Consider the following 16134-nt stretch of genomic DNA (forward strand, 5'->3'; position numbering starts at 1 on the left):
AGGCCTCCAGATGACCTTGATGAAAACGATGGCCCGTTCGAAGGGACCCGATCTCGCGCACCGAGCCGCCCTCGCGCTGGCGGTCCTTGCGGCGGCATGTGTGCTGGCGGGCTGCGGTGCATTGCCCGACAAGCCGCAGCGCGCTGCGCTGTACGACTTCGGCCCGGGCCTGCCCGGTGCAGCGGCGCCCGCCGCGCCTGCGTCGGCGGCACCGTTGCCGCCGATCCTTCTGGCGGATATCGACAGCAGTTCGCGGTTGGACGGCACGCAAGTCCTTTACCGACTGGCTTACGCGGATGCCAACGAACTGCGGCCCTATGCGCAAGCGCGCTGGAGCGTGGCACCCGCGCAGTTGTTGCGCCAGCGCCTGCGCGACGCCTTGGCCGCGCGCCGCGTCGTGCTGGGCCCTGAAGAGAGCGCGAACATCGCGCGCACCGAAGGCAAGGCGCCCAATGCGCTGCGCGTCACGCTGGAGGAGTTCAGCCACTATTTCGCATCGCCCGGCGCCAGCGTTGGCCTGGTGCGTGTGCGTGCGACGCTGGTCAGCACGTCGGCGGGCGGCGATCGCGTGCTGGGGCAGCGCACCTTCACGGCGCAGCAACCCGCGGCCTCGGCCGACGCGCCCGGTGGCGTCAAGGCCCTGGCCGCCGCCAGCGACGCCGTGGTGGCGCAGGTGGTGCAGTGGGCCGATCAACTGCAGCCGTAGCGCTGGCGTCCCCGTGATTCGCGTTGGCCTCATTTCCGACACGCACGGGCTGATGCGTCCCGAGGCGCTGGAGTTCCTGCGCGGCAGCGACTTCATCGTGCACGGGGGCGACATCGGGTCGCAGGACATCCTCGATCAATTGGGCGCCATCGCGCCGGTGACGGCGGTGCGCGGCAACAACGACCGCGACGCGTGGGCGGCGCATGTGCCCGAAACGGACTTTCTGCAGGTGGGCGAGTTGTTCATCTACGCGCTGCACGATCTGGGCGATCTCGACATCGACCCGGCGGCGGCGGGCGTGAAGGTCGTGGTGTCGGGGCATTCGCACCAGCCGCGCGTCAGCGACCGCGACGGCGTGCTGTTCGTCAACCCAGGCAGCGCGGGCCCGCGGCGCTTTCGCTTGCCCATCTCCGTGGGCGAACTCATCGTAAAGGGGCGCGACGTCACGGCGCGCATCGCAGAACTGGATATTGCAAAGAAATGACTGGCGCTTTCGATCCTTCGGCCGTCAAGGCCTTGCTCTTCGACCTTGGCGGCGTGGTCTTTCACTTCGACTTTGCGCACGCGGTGGCGCATTGGGCGCCGATGTCCGCGCTTTCAGTCGAAGAGGTGCGCCGCGCGTTCACGCATGACGAAGCCTACGAGCGCCACGAGCGCGGCGAACTGAGTGCAGCGCAATACTTCGACACGCTGCGCCGCGGCCTGGTGCTCGACGCCTCCGACGAAGACATCGCGGCCGGCTGGAACGCCATCTTTCGCGAGGAGATTTCGCAGACGCTCGACGCCATCGACGCGGCCCGCAAGCGTTTTCCCTGCTACGCGTTCAGCAACACCAACAAGACGCACCATGCGGCGTGGCGCGAGGCCTATCCGCGCATCGAGCCCTCGTTCGACCGGGTGTTTGCGTCGTCCGACATCGGCATGCGCAAGCCCGAGCGCGCGGCCTTCGAGTTCGTGTGCAAGCAAATCAACTTGCCGCCCGGTGCCGTGCTCTTCTTCGACGACCTGGAGCAGAACGTCGAAGGTGCCATCGCGGCCGGCCTGCAAGCGGTGTGCGTGCGCTCACCCGCCGACGTGCACGAGGCGCTGGCGCGGCTCGGTTGCCTGACTTGAAGCTCAGCGACCGCCCGTCACGTCGAGCGTCGTCGCCGTCGTGTAGCTCGCCTCCGGCGACAGGAGCCAGACGATGGCCGCTGCCACTTCGTCTGCCGAGCCCGTGCGCTTCATTGGCACGGTGCTGGCCAACTGGAAGGCGCGATCGGGCATGCCGCCCGAGGCATGGATTTCGGTGTCGATGAGCCCCGGTCGCACGGCATTGACGCGAATGCCTTCCTCGGCGACTTCCTTGGCGAGCCCGATGGTGAAGGCATCGATGGCGCCCTTGCTCGCGGCATAGTCGACATACTGGCCGGGCGATCCCAGCCGAGCAGCGGCGCTGGAGAGATTGACGATGGCGCCACCCTGGCCACCGTGACGCGTGCTCATGCGGCGCACGGCCTCACGCGCGCAGACGAAGCTGCCGATGATGTTGATGCGCATCATGCGCGTGAGCCGTTCGACGCTCATCTCGTCCACGCGCGCCTGCACGTCGACCACGCCCGCGTTGTTGACGAGCGCGGTGAGCCGGCCCAGCTTGGCATCGACCTTTTCGAACATGGCGACGACCTGCGATTCCTCGCCGACGTCGGCCTGCACTGTGATCGCAGTGCTGCCCTCCGCGCGGATCTGGCGCACGATTTCATCGGCCGCCAGCGAGTTGCTTGCGTAGTTCACCGCCACCGCGAAGCCGCGCCGTGCGGCCTGCAGCGCCGTTGCGGCACCGATGCCGCGACTGCCGCCCGTGACCAACAGAACCTGTTCCATTCCCCATCTCCTGCACGAATGTGATGCCTCGGTTAAAACCACAGGCGAATGCACACCATCGTAGCCGCTGGAGGAGACACGCCGTGAGCCGCACTGTCGACTACTACTTCGCGCCGCAAAGTCCCTGGACCTACCTCGGCCATGCGCGCTTTGCCGCGCTTGCCGCGCGCACAGGGGCCACCGTTCGCATTCGTCCGGTGGACCTGGGGACGGTGTTTCCGATTTCCGGCGGTCTGCCGCTGGCCAAGCGCGCGCCGCAACGCCAGGCCTACCGGCTGGTGGAACTGGCGCGTTATTCGCGCTATCTGGACGTGCCGCTGCATCCGAAGCCGAAGTTCTTTCCGGTGCCGGCGGACGATGCCGCGCAACTCATCATCGCGGCGGACTTGCACGATGGCACGCCGGCGGCCATGCGGCTGGCGGGTGCCGTGTTCGCGGCTGTGTGGGCGCAAGAGCGCAACATTGCCGACGCGGCGGTGCTGGCGACGTTGCTGGCCGAATGCGGTTTGCCGGCCGCGCGGCTGGACCACTCGCAAAGCCAGAAAGTGTGCGAGCGCTACGAGGAATACACGCAAGAGGCCATCGACATCGGCGTGTTCGGCGCGCCGAGCTACGTCATCGATGGCGAGATTTTCTGGGGCCAGGACCGCCTGGATTTTGTGGATCGCGCGCTGCAGTCTCCGGCCCGGCCGGCGCCAGCGCAACAAGGAGCTTGATATGGGCCAATTCATCGACCTGACCGCCAGGGACGGATTCGTTTTTCCCGCCTGGGTGGCCGAGCCTTCGGGCACGCCCAAGGGCGCCGTCGTGGTGGTGCAGGAGATCTTCGGCGTGAACTCGCACATCCGCTCGGTGGCCGATGGCTATGCGGCGGCCGGCTACCTTGCGGTGGCGCCATCGACCTTTCATCGCGTCCAATCCGGTGTCGATCTGGGCTACTCGGAAGACGATTTGAAGGCGGGCTTTGCGTTGAAGATGGCGGTGGAGGCCCTGCCGGCGCCGGGCGTCATGCAAGACCTGCAGGCGGCGGTCGACTACGCAGGCAAGGCGGGCAAGGTCGGCATCGTTGGCTATTGCTACGGCGGGCTGCTGACGTGGCGTGCTGCGAGCATGCTCACGGGCCTGTCCGCCGCGGCACCGTACTACGGCGGCGGCATGACCACGGCGGAGGAAGCGGCGCGCCAGCCGAAGGTGCCGGTGCTGGCGCATTTCGGCGATCAGGACCACTGGATTCCGATCGATACGGTCGAGGCCTTCCGCAAGGCGCATCCTGGCGTGGAGGTGCAGGTCTACGCCGCCAACCACGGCTTCAACTGCGACCAGCGCGCTTCATTCAACGCGGACGCCGCCAAGCTTGCGCGCGAACGCACGCTGGCTTTCTTCAAGCAGCATCTGGGCTGATCGCCCGCCCCCGAGGGCGTGCGTTCACGCCCTGCCGTTGGACTGCTTGCCGATGCGCGTCTCCAGGAAGTCGAGCAGCGCACGCAGGGCCGCGCTGTTGTGCCTGCGCTGGACGTAGGCGGCGGACAGCCACATGTCCTTGCGCACGAACTCCTCCAGGGCGGGCGCCAGTTCGCCGTGGTCGATGTGGGGACGCACCAGCAGCGCGGGCAGGTAGACGACGCCAAGGCCGTGCATTGCCACCTGCACCAGCGGGCCGCTTTCCGTGGCGTCCATGCGGCTCTTCACGGGCACGTCGATCGGCTTGCCGTTTTCTTCGAAGCGCCAGCGTGGATGCAGGCCGCTGCTGGATCCGGTCAGCGCCACATGGTTGGCGAGGTCCGTCGGGTGCTTCGGCATCCCGTGCTTGCGCCAGTAATGCGGTGAAGCGCACACGACATAGTTGACCTGCACCAACCGGCGCACGATGAGGTTGTCGTTCTCGATGGGCCCCAGCCGCAGCGCCACATCGATGCCTTCATCCACCAGGTCGACGGCGGGGCCGTTCAGGCGCAGGCTGATGCTCACCTCCGGGTAGTGGCGCATGAACTGCGACAGCAGGTTGGGCAGGTCGCCTTGCCCCATGCCGTGCGGCGCTGAAATCCGCAGGCGGCCGGCGGGCTGGCTTGCGCGCTCCTGCAACTCGGCCTGCGTGAGTTCCACCATTTCGAGCACGGGCGTGCTGCGCTCCAGCAGCAGCGCTCCGGCGTCCGTGAGGCTGACCGAGCGGGTCGAGCGATTCAGCAGGCGCACGCCAAAGCGCGTTTCCAGCTCGGCCACGTATTTGCTGACCGTCGCCTTCGACATGTCCAGCTTGGTGGCGGCGCGGGAGAAATTGCCCTGCAGGGCGACTTCCCGGAAGGTCTTGATGAGATCGAGGCTGTCCATGGGGGATTGTTGTTTGCGCTGATTTCTCATTGTGAAACCCGCGCGGTTGGCATTTGGGGCCCATTGTTTCGAATCCATGAACACGGTGATTCGATTTGCGAGGGTTTTTACCTAGAAAACTACTCCAAAATTCGCTGCACAGGCAAGCAATTCAGCAAGCCTGAGTGAACCAGGCCCGAGCGCGGTAGTTGTCCCGAATTGAAGGCGACGCCCACCAGACCCCGTTCGAAAGTTTGTTCAACGAATAAGGAACTGAATATGAAGACTTCCCAGAAGCTCGCTGCCGTCGCTGTGGCGCTGCGCAAAGTCGCTGTCGCCCAGGCGCAAACCTACGCTGCCGCCCGTGCACTCACCATGATGCCGGTCGGTGCGCGCGCCACGTCCCTGCTCAAGCAGATCTGAACCTCCCCCGAATTCAACCCCGACTCCAAAGGAATCGTCATGAAGACCTCGAACCTCATCGCCGCCGCTGCCGTTGCCCTCTTCGCCGTTGCTGGCGCCCAGGCTGAAACCTATGACGGCGTGCTGACCATCAATTCCACGCGCAGCCGCGCCGAAGTGAACGCCGAAGCCGTTGCCGCGGCCCATGCCCCCGACGCCTACGCTGAAGGCGCTACCGCAGGCGTGGCCCAGGTTGCGAGCACCGCCGACCGCAGCGCCGTCCGCGCCCAGGCCGTCGCCGCTGCGCACGACCCGCTGCAAAACCTCGACCGCAAGGCCTACGTGAACAGCGTCATTCCGTCGCAGTACACGAACGGTTCGATGGCGGTTCGCCAGTCGCCGAACCGTCAGGCTGGCCTGTAAGGCAAGCCATTTCCGATCACTCGAACAAAAAGGATTTGTCATGAAGACCTCGAACCTCATCGCCGCAGCCGCAGTCGCCCTTTTCGCCGTTGCAGGCGCACAAGCTGAAACCTACGAAGGCGTTCAGACCGTGAATTCCGTGCGCAGCCGTTCGGAAGTCAACGCTGAAGCCGTGGCCACGGCGTCCGCACCGGACCAGAACGTCGTGCGTGGTTCGCGCGGCGCCGAGAAGGTCGCCGTGTCGGGTGATCGCGCAACGGTGGCCGCCGAGGCGGTTCGCGCCGCATCGGCCCCGGACCAGAACGTGACCTCGGGTTCGCGCGTCAACAGCAAGGTGATCTCGACCATGGTCAACCCGGTCGATGCACGCGCCGAAGCTGCCAAGCGGAACTCGACCAAGATGTAATTCATCCGGTCTGAAAGCTGATCGAGCCGGTCGGTGCGCAAGCGCCGGCCGGCTTTTTTCTTTGGGCGCCGCGGGTGGCGCCATGTATAGCTAACGCGTGGTCCGGGCGAGATAGCGCTTGCGCCAGAACACGACGACAAGCACGAGGGCGATCAGGCCCATGGAACCCATGGCAATCCAGAAGCCATCGGCCTTGTGCAAGAGCGGGATGTATTCGAAGTTCATCCCGAAAATCCCCGCGATGAGGTTCAGCGGCAGGAACACAGCCGTCAGCACCGTCAGCACCCGCATGATGTCGTTGGTGCGGTGGCTCTGGATGTTGAAGTGCATCTGCACGGCGGTTTCGGCGTTCTGTTCGAGCCGCTGCACATGGTGCACAACGCGTTCGATGTGCTCCAGCACGTCGCGGCTGCGCACCATCACCAGTTCTCGCTCCCACGCGGCGGCGGGGTCTTGCGGCGGAGGAAGGGTTTCGAGCGCATCGATCCAGTCCTGAACGGCGCCTTGCTGGTCTTCGCAGATTTCATCCAGGTGGCGCAGCGACTGGCGCGACTTCATCAGCGCGCCCCAGTTGTTGAAGTGGCTCTTGGGGTCGATCAACTCGGCTTGCCAGTGGTCGAGCTGCTTCGTGAGTTCGCGGCGCAGTTCCAGGTAGCCGTCCACGATCTGGTTCAACACCCGCAACATCAGGTCGGCCGGGCTTGAGGGAAGCCGAGTGGACGTGGCCCGCACGTCCAGCGCGGGCGCGGCGGCAACCGGGGCAGCCGCCATCAACTTGGCCGCAAAGGCGTCGCGCACGGCACCGTCTTCCGGATGGACGGACAGCAGCACGCGGTCGAAGACGGCAAAGCCGACCGGGCGGGTGTCGATGCGCCGCAGCACCGGCGGACCGCCGACCGGCACCGGCTGGGGAGGCGGCGGCGGCGCCGTCAGGCCGGCGGTGGCGAGTCGACGGAACACCATCACGTCATATTCAGAGGTGTAGTCGTAGCGCGAGGGCAACTGGTCGTTGAGCAGGTCGCTCACATGCAGGTCGACAAGCTGCGCGCCGCACAAGGCTTCCAGGATGCCTTGGACTTCATGGAGGGAGCCGCGCAGTTCGTCGCGCGTCAGCGAGATCCACAGGTACGCGTTCTGGCACGCGCCGGGCAGGGCAAAAGGAGCGAGTGAGTCGTGCTCGCTCACCTGCGTGTTGCTGATTTGAAAGAGGCGCATCAAGCCTTCCGTGGCGATGTCGGACGCGACTGGCGGACGGCAGGGCGCCGCCGCCACACAGCAGTCCGCTATTGTTTTTGTAGCAAACGCGCTGCGTCAAGCGCGAAGTAGGTGAGGATTCCGTCGGCCCCCGCGCGCTTGAAAGCCAGCAGGCTTTCAAGCACCACCGCGTCGTGGTCGAGCCAGCCGTTTTGCGCCGCGGCCTTGAGCATCGCGTATTCACCGCTCACCTGGTAAGCGAAGGTCGGCACCCTGAACTGGTCCTTGACGCGCCGCACGATGTCCAGATACGGCATGCCGGGCTTGACCATGACCATGTCGGCGCCCTCGGCGATGTCGATGGCCACCTCGCGCAGCGCCTCGTCGCTGTTGCCGGGGTCCATCTGATAAACCTTCTTGTTGCTTTTGCCGAGGTTGGCGGCGGAGCCCACGGCATCGCGGAAGGGGCCATAGAAGGCGCTGGCGTACTTGGCGCTGTAGGCCATGATGCGCGTGTGCACGTCGCCCCGCGCTTCGAGCGCCTGACGGATCGCGCCGATGCGGCCGTCCATCATGTCGCTTGGCGCCACAATGTCCACGCCAGCTTGCGATTGAGTAAGCGCCTGCTTGCACAATACTTCAACCGTCGGGTCATTCAGGATGTAGCCCGACTCGTCCAGCAGGCCGTCCTGTCCGTGGCTGGTGTAGGGGTCGAGCGCGACGTCCGTCATCACGCCCAATTCCGGAAAGCGCGACTTCAACGCGGCCACCACGCGGGGTACCAGCCCGTCGGGATTGAAGGCTTCATCGCCATTCGGCGTTTTCAGGGCCGGATCGATCACCGGAAACAGCGCCATGACGGGAATGCCGAACTTCACGCATTCCTCGGCCACCGGCAGCAACAGGTCCAGGCTCAGCCGGTCCACGCCCGGCATGGACGCCACCGCGTCGCGCCGGCCGTTGCCTTCCTGGACGAACACGGGGTAAATCAGGTCGTGCGCCGTGACAGAGTGTTCGCGCACCAGGTTCCGGGTGAAGGCGTCGCGGCGCAGGCGGCGCGGCCGGCCGGCCGGAAAGGGGGCAAAAAGCGGAGCTGGGGAGGTCATGAGGAAAATTGTGCACGATCAATGGAGGCACTGTTGCGCGCGCAGCACGATCGTCCGGCCGGTCTTTTTGTACCGAAGACACTAAAAGCATTACTTTTTCGTTCGATTTGCAGGAAAAAGCCGTCGGCGCTTGAAAGGTTCTGCGGACTTTGTTAAATTCCGTGCTGGGCGGCTTGCCGCTCCCCGCTTTTCCTCCCTGAGCGGGTGCCTTGATGTGTGACAGCAAAAGGGCTTCCCAGCCCGGCGTTTTGACGCCGGGCTTTTTTTTGCCCGGCGCCGCCGTTCGAGGGCGCGTGCCTCGCCACTAAACTTGCGGCGATGCTTTGGGTCAAATCGTTTCACATCGTCTTCATCGCCAGCTGGTTCGCGGGCCTTTTTTATCTTCCGCGCATCCTGGTGAACCTGGCGATGGTGCCGGCCGGATCGGACGCGGAACGGGCCCGGCTGCTCTTGATGGCGCGCAAGCTGCTGCGCTTCACCACAATATTGGCGGTGCCTGCGCTGGGTTTCGGCATCTGGCTCTGGCTGGGCTACGGCATTGGCCGCGGTTCAGGCAGCGGGTGGATGCACGCGAAGCTGGCTTTGGTCTTGCTGGTGATCGGCTATCACCACGCCTGCGGCGTGCTGCTGCGCCGCTTCGAGGCGGGCACCAACCGGCGTGACCACCGCTGGTATCGCTGGTTCAATGAGGCGCCGGTATTGCTTCTGGTGGCCATCGTGATCCTGGTGGTCGTCAAACCCTTCTGAAACTGGTGAGCAATCAGCACAAATCCGCCGCACTGCCCCTGGCCCTGGCCTATGCCGCGCTGATCGTCTACGCCAGTCTTTACCCTTTCACGGAATGGCGTGACCAGGGCATCGCACCCTGGGCCTACCTCACGGCGCCGTGGCCCAAGTACTGGACGGGTTTTGACTTCTCCGTCAACGTGGCGGGTTATGTGCCGCTGGGCTTCCTCGCGGCGCTGACGGTCCTGCGCAACCGGCCGGATGCTCCGACTTGGCATGCCTTGCTGCGGGCGACGGCCGCTGGTTTTGCCATCGCGCTCGTGATGGAAACCTTGCAGAGCTACCTGCCGATGCGCATTCCTTCGAATGTCGATCTGGCGCTCAATTCCATCGGCACGCTGCTGGGCGCCGTGCTGGCCGCTGCGCTGGAAAGGCTGGGCGCCGTGGCGCACTGGTCTCGCACGCGCGCCAACTGGTTCATCGATGATTCCCGTGGCGCGCTGGTGCTGCTGGCCTTGTGGCCTGCGGCACTGTTGTTCCCGGCCGCCGTGACCTTCGGGCTGGGGCAGGTGTTCGAGCGCGTGGAAGATGCGGTCTCCGAATGGCTGATCGACACGCCGTTCATTGACTGGTTGCCGGTGCGCCAGTTCGAACTGGAGCCCCTGGTGCCGGGCGTCGAACTGCTGTGCGTCATGCTGGGGGCGCTGGTTCCCTGCCTGCTGGCCTTCATGGTGACGCGCTCCGTGAAGCAGCGCACCGTGATGCTGGTGCTGACCTTGCTCGCAGGGTTGGCGGCAAGTGCGCTCTCAGCTGCGATGAGTTACGGCCCCGTACATGCGTGGGCCTGGCTCGACGTGCCCGTGCAGGCGGGTGTCGTGGCAGCGGCGCTGTTTGGTGCGCTGCTGCTGGCGGCGCCCCGGCGCCTGTGCGCCGCCTTGGCCCTCATGGCCATCATCGTTCACCTGAGCCTGCTGAACCAGGCGCCGGAAAGTGCCTATTTCGCACAGACGCTGGCAACTTGGGAGCAAGGGCGCTTCATTCGCTTCAACGGCTTGGGGCAATGGCTGGGCTGGATCTGGCCCTTTGCGACGCTGGGCTACGTCGTGCTCTCGCTGTCGCGCGACATGCGGCAAACCTAGAATGAGCCGATGACCTCCACCAGCTACTACGGTCGCCACATCTTCTTCTGCCTGAACGAGCGCAAGAACGGCGAACAGTCCTGTTCCCAATACAACGCGCAGGAAGGCTTCGAGCATTGCAAGTCGCGCGTCAAGAAGGAGGGGCTGGCCGGCCCCGGCAAGGTGCGCGTGAACAAGGCGGGCTGCCTGGACCGATGCGCTGGCGGGCCCGTCGTAGTCGTGTACCCCGACGCCGTCTGGTACAGCTACCTGGACAAGGCCGACATCGACGAGATCGTTGATTCGCACCTCAAGAATGGCAAGGTCGTCGAGCGGCTGGTGCTGCCCGCCGACGTCGGACGCTGATCGACGCCATGAACTCGCGCACCGAGAAATTGATGCTCAAGGGCGCCGCCGGCGCCATCGAGGCGCTGCGGGACGTTCCGGCGGACCAGCCGTCGGTGGGCGTCGCCGTCATCGCGCATCCGCATCCGCTTTTTGGCGGCACCATGGACAACAAGGTCGTGCAGACCATGGCGCGCGCTTTCCTGGCCTGCGGCTGGACGGCCGTGCGCTTCAACTTTAGAGGGGTGGGTGCCAGCGAAGGCGTGCACGACGAAGGGCAGGGCGAAGCGCAAGACATGCTCGGGCTTATCGAGCAGGTCGCTCCGCAAGGTGAATTGGCCGTCGCGGGCTTTTCCTTCGGCGCTTTTGTTTCCAGCCACGTGATCGCCAGCCTCTGGGAGACGCGGCAGCCGCGCCAGATCGTGCTGGTGGGCACGGCTGCATCGCGGTTTTCCGTAGCGGAAATTCCGCCTGTTGCGCACGACCGCACCTTGGTCGTCCACGGCGAACTGGACGACACCGTCCCCCTGGCGGCGGTGCTCGATTGGGCTCGCCCACAGATACTTCCAGTCACAGTCGTCCCCGGGGGTGGCCATTTCTTTCACGGACAATTGCCGCTCCTGAAAAGTCTTGTTACCCGCCACCTCCGTGCTGGCTGAGTTCTCCCCGCTTCCTGCTTCCTATCTTCCATGACCCGTTTTTCGAAGGTGCTTCGCGCGCTGGTGCTGGCTGCCGTCGCGCCTTTCTATCTGGCACTGGCAGCCCATGCCCAGACGCCCGCTCCGCCTGAGGTTGCGGCGCGCAGCTATCTCTTGGTGGACGTCACGGCCAATCAGATCCTGGCGCAGAAGGACATCGACATGCCGGTGGAGCCCGCTTCACTCACGAAGCTGATGTCCGCCTACCTGGTCTTCGATGCGCTCAAGGCGAAGAAGATCAGCCTGACGCAAACCCTTCCGGTGAGCCCGCGCGCCTGGAAGATGCCCGGCTCGCGCATGTTCATCGACCCCACGATGCAAGTGCCGGTGGAAGACCTCATCAAGGGCATGATCGTCCAGTCGGGCAATGACGCGACCAACGTGCTGGCCGAGGGCGTGGGAGGTACGGTCGAGCATTTCGTCGAAATGATGAACGACCAGGCCAAGGCACTGGGCATGAAGAACACGACCTTCAAGAACCCCGAAGGTCTTCCTGCGCCCGGCCACACCTCCACGGCGCGCGACCTGAGCATCCTTGCCACGCGCCTGATTCGCGACTTCCCCGGCGAGGCGCGTTATTACGCCATCAAGAAATACCGCTACCCCGGCACGCCCGCGACCAACGACACCAACCGCAACACGCTGCTGTTTCGCGACCCGACCGTTGACGGCCTCAAGACCGGCCACACCGACTCGGCCGGCTATTGCATGATCGCCACCGCCAGGCGCGAATTCCCCAACCTCGCCGGCGGGCGTCGCCTGCTGACGATCGTGCTGGGCACGACGAGCGACTCGATTCGCAGCAACGAATCGCAAAAGCTCCTGAACTGGGGCTACACGGCTTACGACGACGTGCGCCTGTTCGACGCGGGTCAACCGGTCGCAACGCCGGCGGTCTGGAAGGGCAAGACCAGCACCCTCAAGCTCGGGCGCCCGGAAGCCATCGTCGTGGCAGTGCCCAGCGGCTCGGCCAGCAAGCTCAAGACGCAAATCGCTCGCCCGGATCCGTTGATCGCGCCATTCACCAGGAACCAGAACGTGGGTTCGCTCAAGGTGATGCTGGACGACCAGACCGTGGCGGAAGTGCCGCTGGTGGCGTTGGAGTCGGTCGAGCAGGCCGGCGCCATGGGCCGTGCGTGGGACGCCATGCGCCTGTGGATCAAGTAGCCGCTCGCGCCAGTCCCGCGTGAATGAGTTACATGCGGACAACGCCAGGGTAATTGCCAGGAAGTCGCGCGATTGCTATAATCGAGGGCTTTTCGGAAATTTCCGAAGGGTTTCACGTTTTCGTCATCTGCCGGTCCACTCACGAAAAGCTCAGGCTCGTGGGCCGGGTTCCCGGGTGATTTTTTGGGATTAATTCATTCATGCCAACCATCAATCAACTGGTGCGTCAGGGCCGCGAAGTCGAGAAGTCGAAGTCGAAGAGCCCCGCCATGCAGAACTCGCCGCAACGTCGCGGTGTCTGCACCCGCGTCTACACCACGACGCCAAAGAAGCCGAACTCCGCTCTGCGCAAGGTCGCCAAGGTGCGCCTGACCAACGGTTTCGAAGTCATCTCCTACATCGGCGGCGAAGGCCACAACCTGCAGGAACACAGCGTCGTGCTGGTTCGCGGCGGTCGTGTCAAGGACTTGCCCGGTGTCCGTTATCACATCGTGCGCGGTTCGCTCGACTTGCAAGGCGTGAAAGACCGCAAGCAGTCGCGCTCCAAGTACGGCGCGAAGCGTCCCAAGAAGGCTTAAGAGCCTTTCTGTATTTACACGGTGTTCGGTGTGCCCATGGCGGGCGTGTCGAGCGTAGTGACCCGATATTGGGTCGAGTAAGTGAGAGCCATGCTTGACTCTCGCGGTACCGGCAAAACGGTGCCAACTGAAGCAAAGAGGTTAGAAAAATGCCACGTCGTCGCGAAGTTCCCAAACGTGAAATCCTGCCGGACCCGAAGTTCGGCAATGTCGAGCTGTCCAAATTCATGAACGTGATCATGGAAGGCGGCAAAAAGGCGATCGCCGAGCGCATCATTTATGGCGCACTCGACTTCATCGAGCAGAAGAACCCGGGCAAGGACCCGCTGGAAGCCTTCACCATCGCCATCAACAACGTCAAGCCGATGGTGGAAGTCAAGTCCCGCCGCGTCGGTGGCGCAAACTACCAGGTGCCCGTTGAAGTGCGCCCGGTCCGTCGCCTGGCCCTGTCGATGCGCTGGATCAAGGAAGCCGCCCGCAAGCGTGGCGAGAAGTCGATGGCCCTGCGTTTGGCCAACGAACTCATGGAAGCCACGGAAGGCCGCGGCGGTGCCATGAAGAAGCGGGATGAAGTGCACCGCATGGCCGAAGCCAACAAGGCTTTCAGCCACTTCCGCTTCTAAGCAGCCCTTAAATCAGACCAGGCTGGAAGCCCGACCTGCCGTGTGGTGGGCGGGCTTTCAGCCGTTAACGGAGTAATCTCATGGCACGCAAAACCCCCATCGAGCGATACCGCAATATCGGTATCTCGGCGCACATCGACGCCGGCAAGACCACGACGACCGAACGCATCCTGTTCTACACCGGCGTGAACCACAAGATCGGTGAAGTGCATGACGGCGCCGCCACGATGGACTGGATGGAGCAAGAGCAAGAGCGTGGCATCACGATCACCTCGGCAGCCACCACCTGCTTCTGGAAGGGCATGGCCCAGAATTTCCAGGAACACCGCATCAACATCATCGACACCCCGGGCCACGTGGACTTCACGATTGAAGTCGAGCGCTCGATGCGCGTGCTCGACGGCGCCGTGATGGTGTATGACGCCGTCGGCGGCGTGCAGCCCCAGTCGGAAACCGTCTGGCGCCAGGCCAACAAGTACAAGGTTCCCCGCCTCGCGTTCGTCAACAAGATGGACCGCACCGGCGCGAACTTCCTGCGCGTTCGCCAGATGATGATCGACCGCCTGAAGGCCAACCCCGTCGTGATCCAGATCCCGATCGGCTCCGAGGACAAGTTCCAGGGCATCGTCGACCTCGTGAAGATGAAGGCCATCATCTGGGACGAAGACAAGGGCGTGACCTTCACCTACGGTGAGATCCCGGCTGACCTGGTCGACGTCTGCAACGAATACCACGAGAAGCTCGTCGAAGCCGCCGCTGAATCCAGCGAAGAGCTGATGAACAAGTACCTCGAAGGCGAAAAGCTGTCCGAAGAAGAAATCAAGCTGGCCATTCGCACGCGCACGATCGCGGGCGAAATCCAGCCGATGCTCTGCGGCTCCGCCTTCAAGAACAAGGGCGTGCAAGCCATGCTCGACGCCGTCATCGAATACATGCCCGCGCCGACCGACATTCCGCCGGTCAATGGCCTGGACGAAGACGAAGCACCGGTGGTGCGCCAGGCTGACGACAACGAAAAGTTCTCGGCCCTCGCGTTCAAGCTGATGACCGACCCGTTCGTGGGCCAGCTCACGTTCGTGCGCGTCTATTCCGGCGTGCTGAGCAAGGGCGACAGCGTCTACAACCCTGTGCGCGGCAAGAAAGAGCGTATCGGCCGTATCGTGCAGATGCACGCGAACAACCGCGAAGAAGTCAGCGAAATCCGCGCCGGCGACATCGCTGCCTGCGTGGGCCTGAAGGAAGTCACCACGGGCGAAACCCTGTGCGACCCGACGGCCATCGTGACGCTCGAGCGGATGGTGTTCCCGGAATCGGTGATCTCGCAAGCCGTTGAGCCCAAGACCAAGGCCGACCAGGAAAAGATGGGCATCGCCCTGCAGCGTCTCGCGCAGGAAGACCCCTCGTTCCGCGTCAAGACCGACGAAGAATCGGGCCAGACCATCATCGCCGGCATGGGCGAGCTCCACCTTGAAATCATCGTGGACCGCATGAAGCGTGAATTCGGCGTGGAAGCCAACGTCGGCAAGCCGCAAGTGGCCTACCGCGAAACGATCCGCAAGACGGTCGACGAAGCCGAAGGCAAGTTCGTTCGCCAGTCGGGCGGCAAGGGCCAGTACGGCCACGTCGTGCTCAAGATCGAACCGCAAGAAGCCGGCAAGGGCTTCGAGTTCGTCGACGCGATCAAGGGCGGTGTGGTTCCTCGCGAATACATCCCCGCGGTCGAAAAGGGCGTGATCGAAGCGCTCGGCCAGGGCGTGCTCGCCAACTACCCGGTGGTGGACGTCAAGGTCACGCTGCACTTCGGTTCGTACCACGACGTGGACTCGAACGAAATGGCGTTCAAGATGGCCGCAATCTTCGGTTTCAAGGAAGGCTGCCGCAAGGCCAACCCCGTGATCCTCGAGCCCATGATGGCCGTGGAAGTGGAAACGCCTGAAGACTACGCCGGCAACGTGATGGGCGACTTGTCCAGCCGTCGCGGCATGGTGCAGGGCATGGACGACATGGTCGGCGGTGGCAAGGCCATCAAGGCCGAAGTGCCGCTGTCGGAAATGTTCGGCTACTCGACCACGCTGCGCTCGATGTCGCAAGGCCGCGCCACGTACACGATGGAGTTCAAGCACTACGCTGAAGCTCCGCGCAACGTCGCCGAAGCGATCGTCGCCGCCCGTACGAAGTAAGGTCTTTGCGGGACGGGCCTGGATTTGCGAAGCAAGTCTGCCCTGTCCCCCTACCGACCCACAGAGTTTGTCTGCGACCTTGTGCCTCTCGTTGCCCGTGGCGAGAGAACCAGCAACAAGGTGCAGACGTAAAACCAATACACGGGCCTGCTCTTTCAAGGATTGAAAAATGGCAAAAGGTAAGTTCACCCGCACCAAGCCCCACGTGAACGTGGGCACGATCGGTCACGTCGACCATGGCAAGACCACGCTGACGGCGGCCATCGCCACGGTGTTGTCCAGCAAGTTCGGC

21 protein-coding genes are annotated in these 16134 nt (G+C 64.1%); 17 read left to right on the top strand and 4 right to left on the bottom strand.

What is annotated here, in order from left to right; translation table 11 throughout:
• The first annotated feature begins 10 nt into the window (after positions 1 to 10).
• Genes QTI66_RS35430 through QTI66_RS35440 form a run of 3 tightly spaced genes read left to right on the top strand, consistent with a single transcriptional unit; the run spans position 11 to position 1819 of the window.
• Positions 11 to 706 (top strand): ABC-type transport auxiliary lipoprotein family protein, encoded by a 696-nt coding sequence (locus QTI66_RS35430; RefSeq protein WP_444815089.1) that lies wholly within the window; start codon positions 11 to 13, stop codon positions 704 to 706.
• A gap of 13 nt (positions 707 to 719) precedes the next feature.
• Positions 720 to 1190 (top strand): metallophosphoesterase family protein, encoded by a 471-nt coding sequence (locus QTI66_RS35435; protein ID WP_286565056.1) that lies wholly within the window; start codon positions 720 to 722, stop codon positions 1188 to 1190.
• Positions 1187 to 1819, top strand: a complete 633-nt coding sequence (locus QTI66_RS35440) for an HAD family hydrolase (protein WP_286565057.1) — start codon at positions 1187 to 1189, stop codon at positions 1817 to 1819. Before QTI66_RS35435 ends, QTI66_RS35440 begins: the two co-directional genes overlap by 4 nt.
• A gap of 3 nt (positions 1820 to 1822) precedes the next feature.
• On the opposite strand, the gene QTI66_RS35445 is transcribed toward QTI66_RS35440, so the two are convergent.
• The gene (locus QTI66_RS35445; RefSeq protein WP_286565058.1) at positions 1823 to 2569 is read right to left on the bottom strand and encodes an SDR family oxidoreductase; all 747 of its coding nucleotides are present in this window, start codon (positions 2567 to 2569) and stop codon (positions 1823 to 1825) included.
• Between the two features lie 83 nt (positions 2570 to 2652).
• Here QTI66_RS35445 and QTI66_RS35450 point away from each other — a divergent pair, with 83 nt between their 5' ends.
• Both QTI66_RS35450 and QTI66_RS35455 read left to right on the top strand, forming a co-directional pair.
• Positions 2653 to 3285 carry a 2-hydroxychromene-2-carboxylate isomerase gene (locus QTI66_RS35450; protein ID WP_286565059.1) on the top strand — a complete coding sequence of 211 codons (633 nt, stop codon included), beginning with the start codon at positions 2653 to 2655 and terminating at the stop codon, positions 3283 to 3285.
• A 1-nt stretch (position 3286) separates the two neighbouring features.
• Positions 3287 to 3970, top strand: coding sequence for a dienelactone hydrolase family protein (locus QTI66_RS35455; RefSeq protein WP_286565060.1), 684 nt, complete (start codon positions 3287 to 3289; stop codon positions 3968 to 3970).
• A gap of 24 nt (positions 3971 to 3994) precedes the next feature.
• Here QTI66_RS35455 and QTI66_RS35460 read toward each other — a convergent pair whose 3' ends face one another.
• Positions 3995 to 4897 carry a LysR family transcriptional regulator gene (locus tag QTI66_RS35460; RefSeq protein ID WP_286565061.1) on the bottom strand — a complete coding sequence of 301 codons (903 nt, stop codon included), beginning with the start codon at positions 4895 to 4897 and terminating at the stop codon, positions 3995 to 3997.
• 258 nt (positions 4898 to 5155) lie between these two features.
• On the opposite strand from QTI66_RS35460, the gene QTI66_RS35465 reads away from it, so the two are divergent.
• Genes QTI66_RS35465 through QTI66_RS35475 form a run of 3 tightly spaced genes read left to right on the top strand, consistent with a single transcriptional unit; the run spans position 5156 to position 6107 of the window.
• Entirely contained in the window at positions 5156 to 5299 is a 144-nt protein-coding gene (locus QTI66_RS35465) for a hypothetical protein (RefSeq protein ID WP_286565062.1), read from the top strand.
• A 39-nt stretch (positions 5300 to 5338) separates the two neighbouring features.
• Positions 5339 to 5701, top strand: coding sequence for an alpha/beta hydrolase (locus QTI66_RS35470; RefSeq protein WP_286565063.1), 363 nt, complete (start codon positions 5339 to 5341; stop codon positions 5699 to 5701).
• Positions 5702 to 5741: 40 nt separating this feature from the next.
• Positions 5742 to 6107 carry a DUF4148 domain-containing protein gene (locus tag QTI66_RS35475; RefSeq protein WP_286565064.1) on the top strand — a complete coding sequence of 122 codons (366 nt, stop codon included), beginning with the start codon at positions 5742 to 5744 and terminating at the stop codon, positions 6105 to 6107.
• 90 nt (positions 6108 to 6197) lie between these two features.
• On the opposite strand, the gene QTI66_RS35480 is transcribed toward QTI66_RS35475, so the two are convergent.
• On the bottom strand, positions 6198 to 7322 hold the full coding sequence (locus QTI66_RS35480) for a magnesium transporter CorA family protein (protein ID WP_286565065.1): 1125 nt from the start codon (positions 7320 to 7322) through the stop codon (positions 6198 to 6200).
• Positions 7323 to 7390: 68 nt separating this feature from the next.
• Positions 7391 to 8407, bottom strand: a complete 1017-nt coding sequence (gene hemB / locus QTI66_RS35485) for a porphobilinogen synthase (RefSeq protein ID WP_286565066.1) — start codon at positions 8405 to 8407, stop codon at positions 7391 to 7393.
• A gap of 318 nt (positions 8408 to 8725) precedes the next feature.
• Here hemB and QTI66_RS35490 point away from each other — a divergent pair, with 318 nt between their 5' ends.
• From QTI66_RS35490 to QTI66_RS35530, 9 genes are all read left to right on the top strand, one after another.
• Positions 8726 to 9154 carry a CopD family protein gene (locus QTI66_RS35490; RefSeq protein ID WP_286565067.1) on the top strand — a complete coding sequence of 143 codons (429 nt, stop codon included), beginning with the start codon at positions 8726 to 8728 and terminating at the stop codon, positions 9152 to 9154.
• Between the two features lie 5 nt (positions 9155 to 9159).
• Positions 9160 to 10272, top strand: a complete 1113-nt coding sequence (locus tag QTI66_RS35495; RefSeq protein ID WP_286565068.1) for a VanZ family protein — start codon at positions 9160 to 9162, stop codon at positions 10270 to 10272.
• Between the two features lie 9 nt (positions 10273 to 10281).
• On the top strand, positions 10282 to 10617 hold the full coding sequence (locus QTI66_RS35500) for a (2Fe-2S) ferredoxin domain-containing protein (protein WP_286565069.1): 336 nt from the start codon (positions 10282 to 10284) through the stop codon (positions 10615 to 10617).
• Positions 10618 to 10625: 8 nt separating this feature from the next.
• Positions 10626 to 11255 carry an alpha/beta hydrolase gene (locus tag QTI66_RS35505; RefSeq protein ID WP_286565070.1) on the top strand — a complete coding sequence of 210 codons (630 nt, stop codon included), beginning with the start codon at positions 10626 to 10628 and terminating at the stop codon, positions 11253 to 11255.
• A 30-nt stretch (positions 11256 to 11285) separates the two neighbouring features.
• On the top strand, positions 11286 to 12461 hold the full coding sequence (locus tag QTI66_RS35510) for a D-alanyl-D-alanine carboxypeptidase family protein (protein ID WP_286565071.1): 1176 nt from the start codon (positions 11286 to 11288) through the stop codon (positions 12459 to 12461).
• A gap of 200 nt (positions 12462 to 12661) precedes the next feature.
• Entirely contained in the window at positions 12662 to 13039 is a 378-nt protein-coding gene (gene rpsL / locus QTI66_RS35515) for a 30S ribosomal protein S12 (RefSeq protein ID WP_286565072.1), read from the top strand.
• Between the two features lie 149 nt (positions 13040 to 13188).
• Entirely contained in the window at positions 13189 to 13662 is a 474-nt protein-coding gene (rpsG, locus tag QTI66_RS35520; RefSeq protein WP_286565073.1) for a 30S ribosomal protein S7, read from the top strand.
• An 80-nt stretch (positions 13663 to 13742) separates the two neighbouring features.
• Entirely contained in the window at positions 13743 to 15842 is a 2100-nt protein-coding gene (fusA, locus tag QTI66_RS35525) for an elongation factor G (RefSeq protein WP_286565074.1), read from the top strand.
• Positions 15843 to 16011: 169 nt separating this feature from the next.
• Positions 16012 to 16134 (top strand): GTP-binding protein (locus QTI66_RS35530; RefSeq protein ID WP_286185650.1); only part of this gene is annotated, 123 nt, incomplete at its 3' end.

This window comes from Variovorax brevis, assembly GCF_030317105.1.
GTDB lineage: Bacteria > Pseudomonadota > Gammaproteobacteria > Burkholderiales > Burkholderiaceae_C > Variovorax > Variovorax brevis.

Coding starts and splice junctions, on each gene's coding strand:
- QTI66_RS35490 (WP_286565067.1), top strand. CDS start 8,726: ATGCTTTGGGTCAAATCGTTTCACATCGTCTTCATCGCCAGCTGGTTC.
- QTI66_RS35455 (WP_286565060.1), top strand. CDS start 3,287: ATGGGCCAATTCATCGACCTGACCGCCAGGGACGGATTCGTTTTTCCC.
- QTI66_RS35470 (WP_286565063.1), top strand. CDS start 5,339: ATGAAGACCTCGAACCTCATCGCCGCCGCTGCCGTTGCCCTCTTCGCC.
- QTI66_RS35445 (WP_286565058.1), bottom strand. CDS start 2,569: ATGGAACAGGTTCTGTTGGTCACGGGCGGCAGTCGCGGCATCGGTGCC.
- rpsL (WP_286565072.1), top strand. CDS start 12,662: ATGCCAACCATCAATCAACTGGTGCGTCAGGGCCGCGAAGTCGAGAAG.
- QTI66_RS35465 (WP_286565062.1), top strand. CDS start 5,156: ATGAAGACTTCCCAGAAGCTCGCTGCCGTCGCTGTGGCGCTGCGCAAA.
- QTI66_RS35480 (WP_286565065.1), bottom strand. CDS start 7,322: ATGCGCCTCTTTCAAATCAGCAACACGCAGGTGAGCGAGCACGACTCA.
- fusA (WP_286565074.1), top strand. CDS start 13,743: ATGGCACGCAAAACCCCCATCGAGCGATACCGCAATATCGGTATCTCG.
- QTI66_RS35505 (WP_286565070.1), top strand. CDS start 10,626: ATGAACTCGCGCACCGAGAAATTGATGCTCAAGGGCGCCGCCGGCGCC.
- QTI66_RS35430 (WP_444815089.1), top strand. CDS start 11: ATGACCTTGATGAAAACGATGGCCCGTTCGAAGGGACCCGATCTCGCG.
- QTI66_RS35510 (WP_286565071.1), top strand. CDS start 11,286: ATGACCCGTTTTTCGAAGGTGCTTCGCGCGCTGGTGCTGGCTGCCGTC.
- QTI66_RS35460 (WP_286565061.1), bottom strand. CDS start 4,897: ATGGACAGCCTCGATCTCATCAAGACCTTCCGGGAAGTCGCCCTGCAG.
- hemB (WP_286565066.1), bottom strand. CDS start 8,407: ATGACCTCCCCAGCTCCGCTTTTTGCCCCCTTTCCGGCCGGCCGGCCG.
- QTI66_RS35440 (WP_286565057.1), top strand. CDS start 1,187: ATGACTGGCGCTTTCGATCCTTCGGCCGTCAAGGCCTTGCTCTTCGAC.
- QTI66_RS35500 (WP_286565069.1), top strand. CDS start 10,282: ATGACCTCCACCAGCTACTACGGTCGCCACATCTTCTTCTGCCTGAAC.
- QTI66_RS35475 (WP_286565064.1), top strand. CDS start 5,742: ATGAAGACCTCGAACCTCATCGCCGCAGCCGCAGTCGCCCTTTTCGCC.
- rpsG (WP_286565073.1), top strand. CDS start 13,189: ATGCCACGTCGTCGCGAAGTTCCCAAACGTGAAATCCTGCCGGACCCG.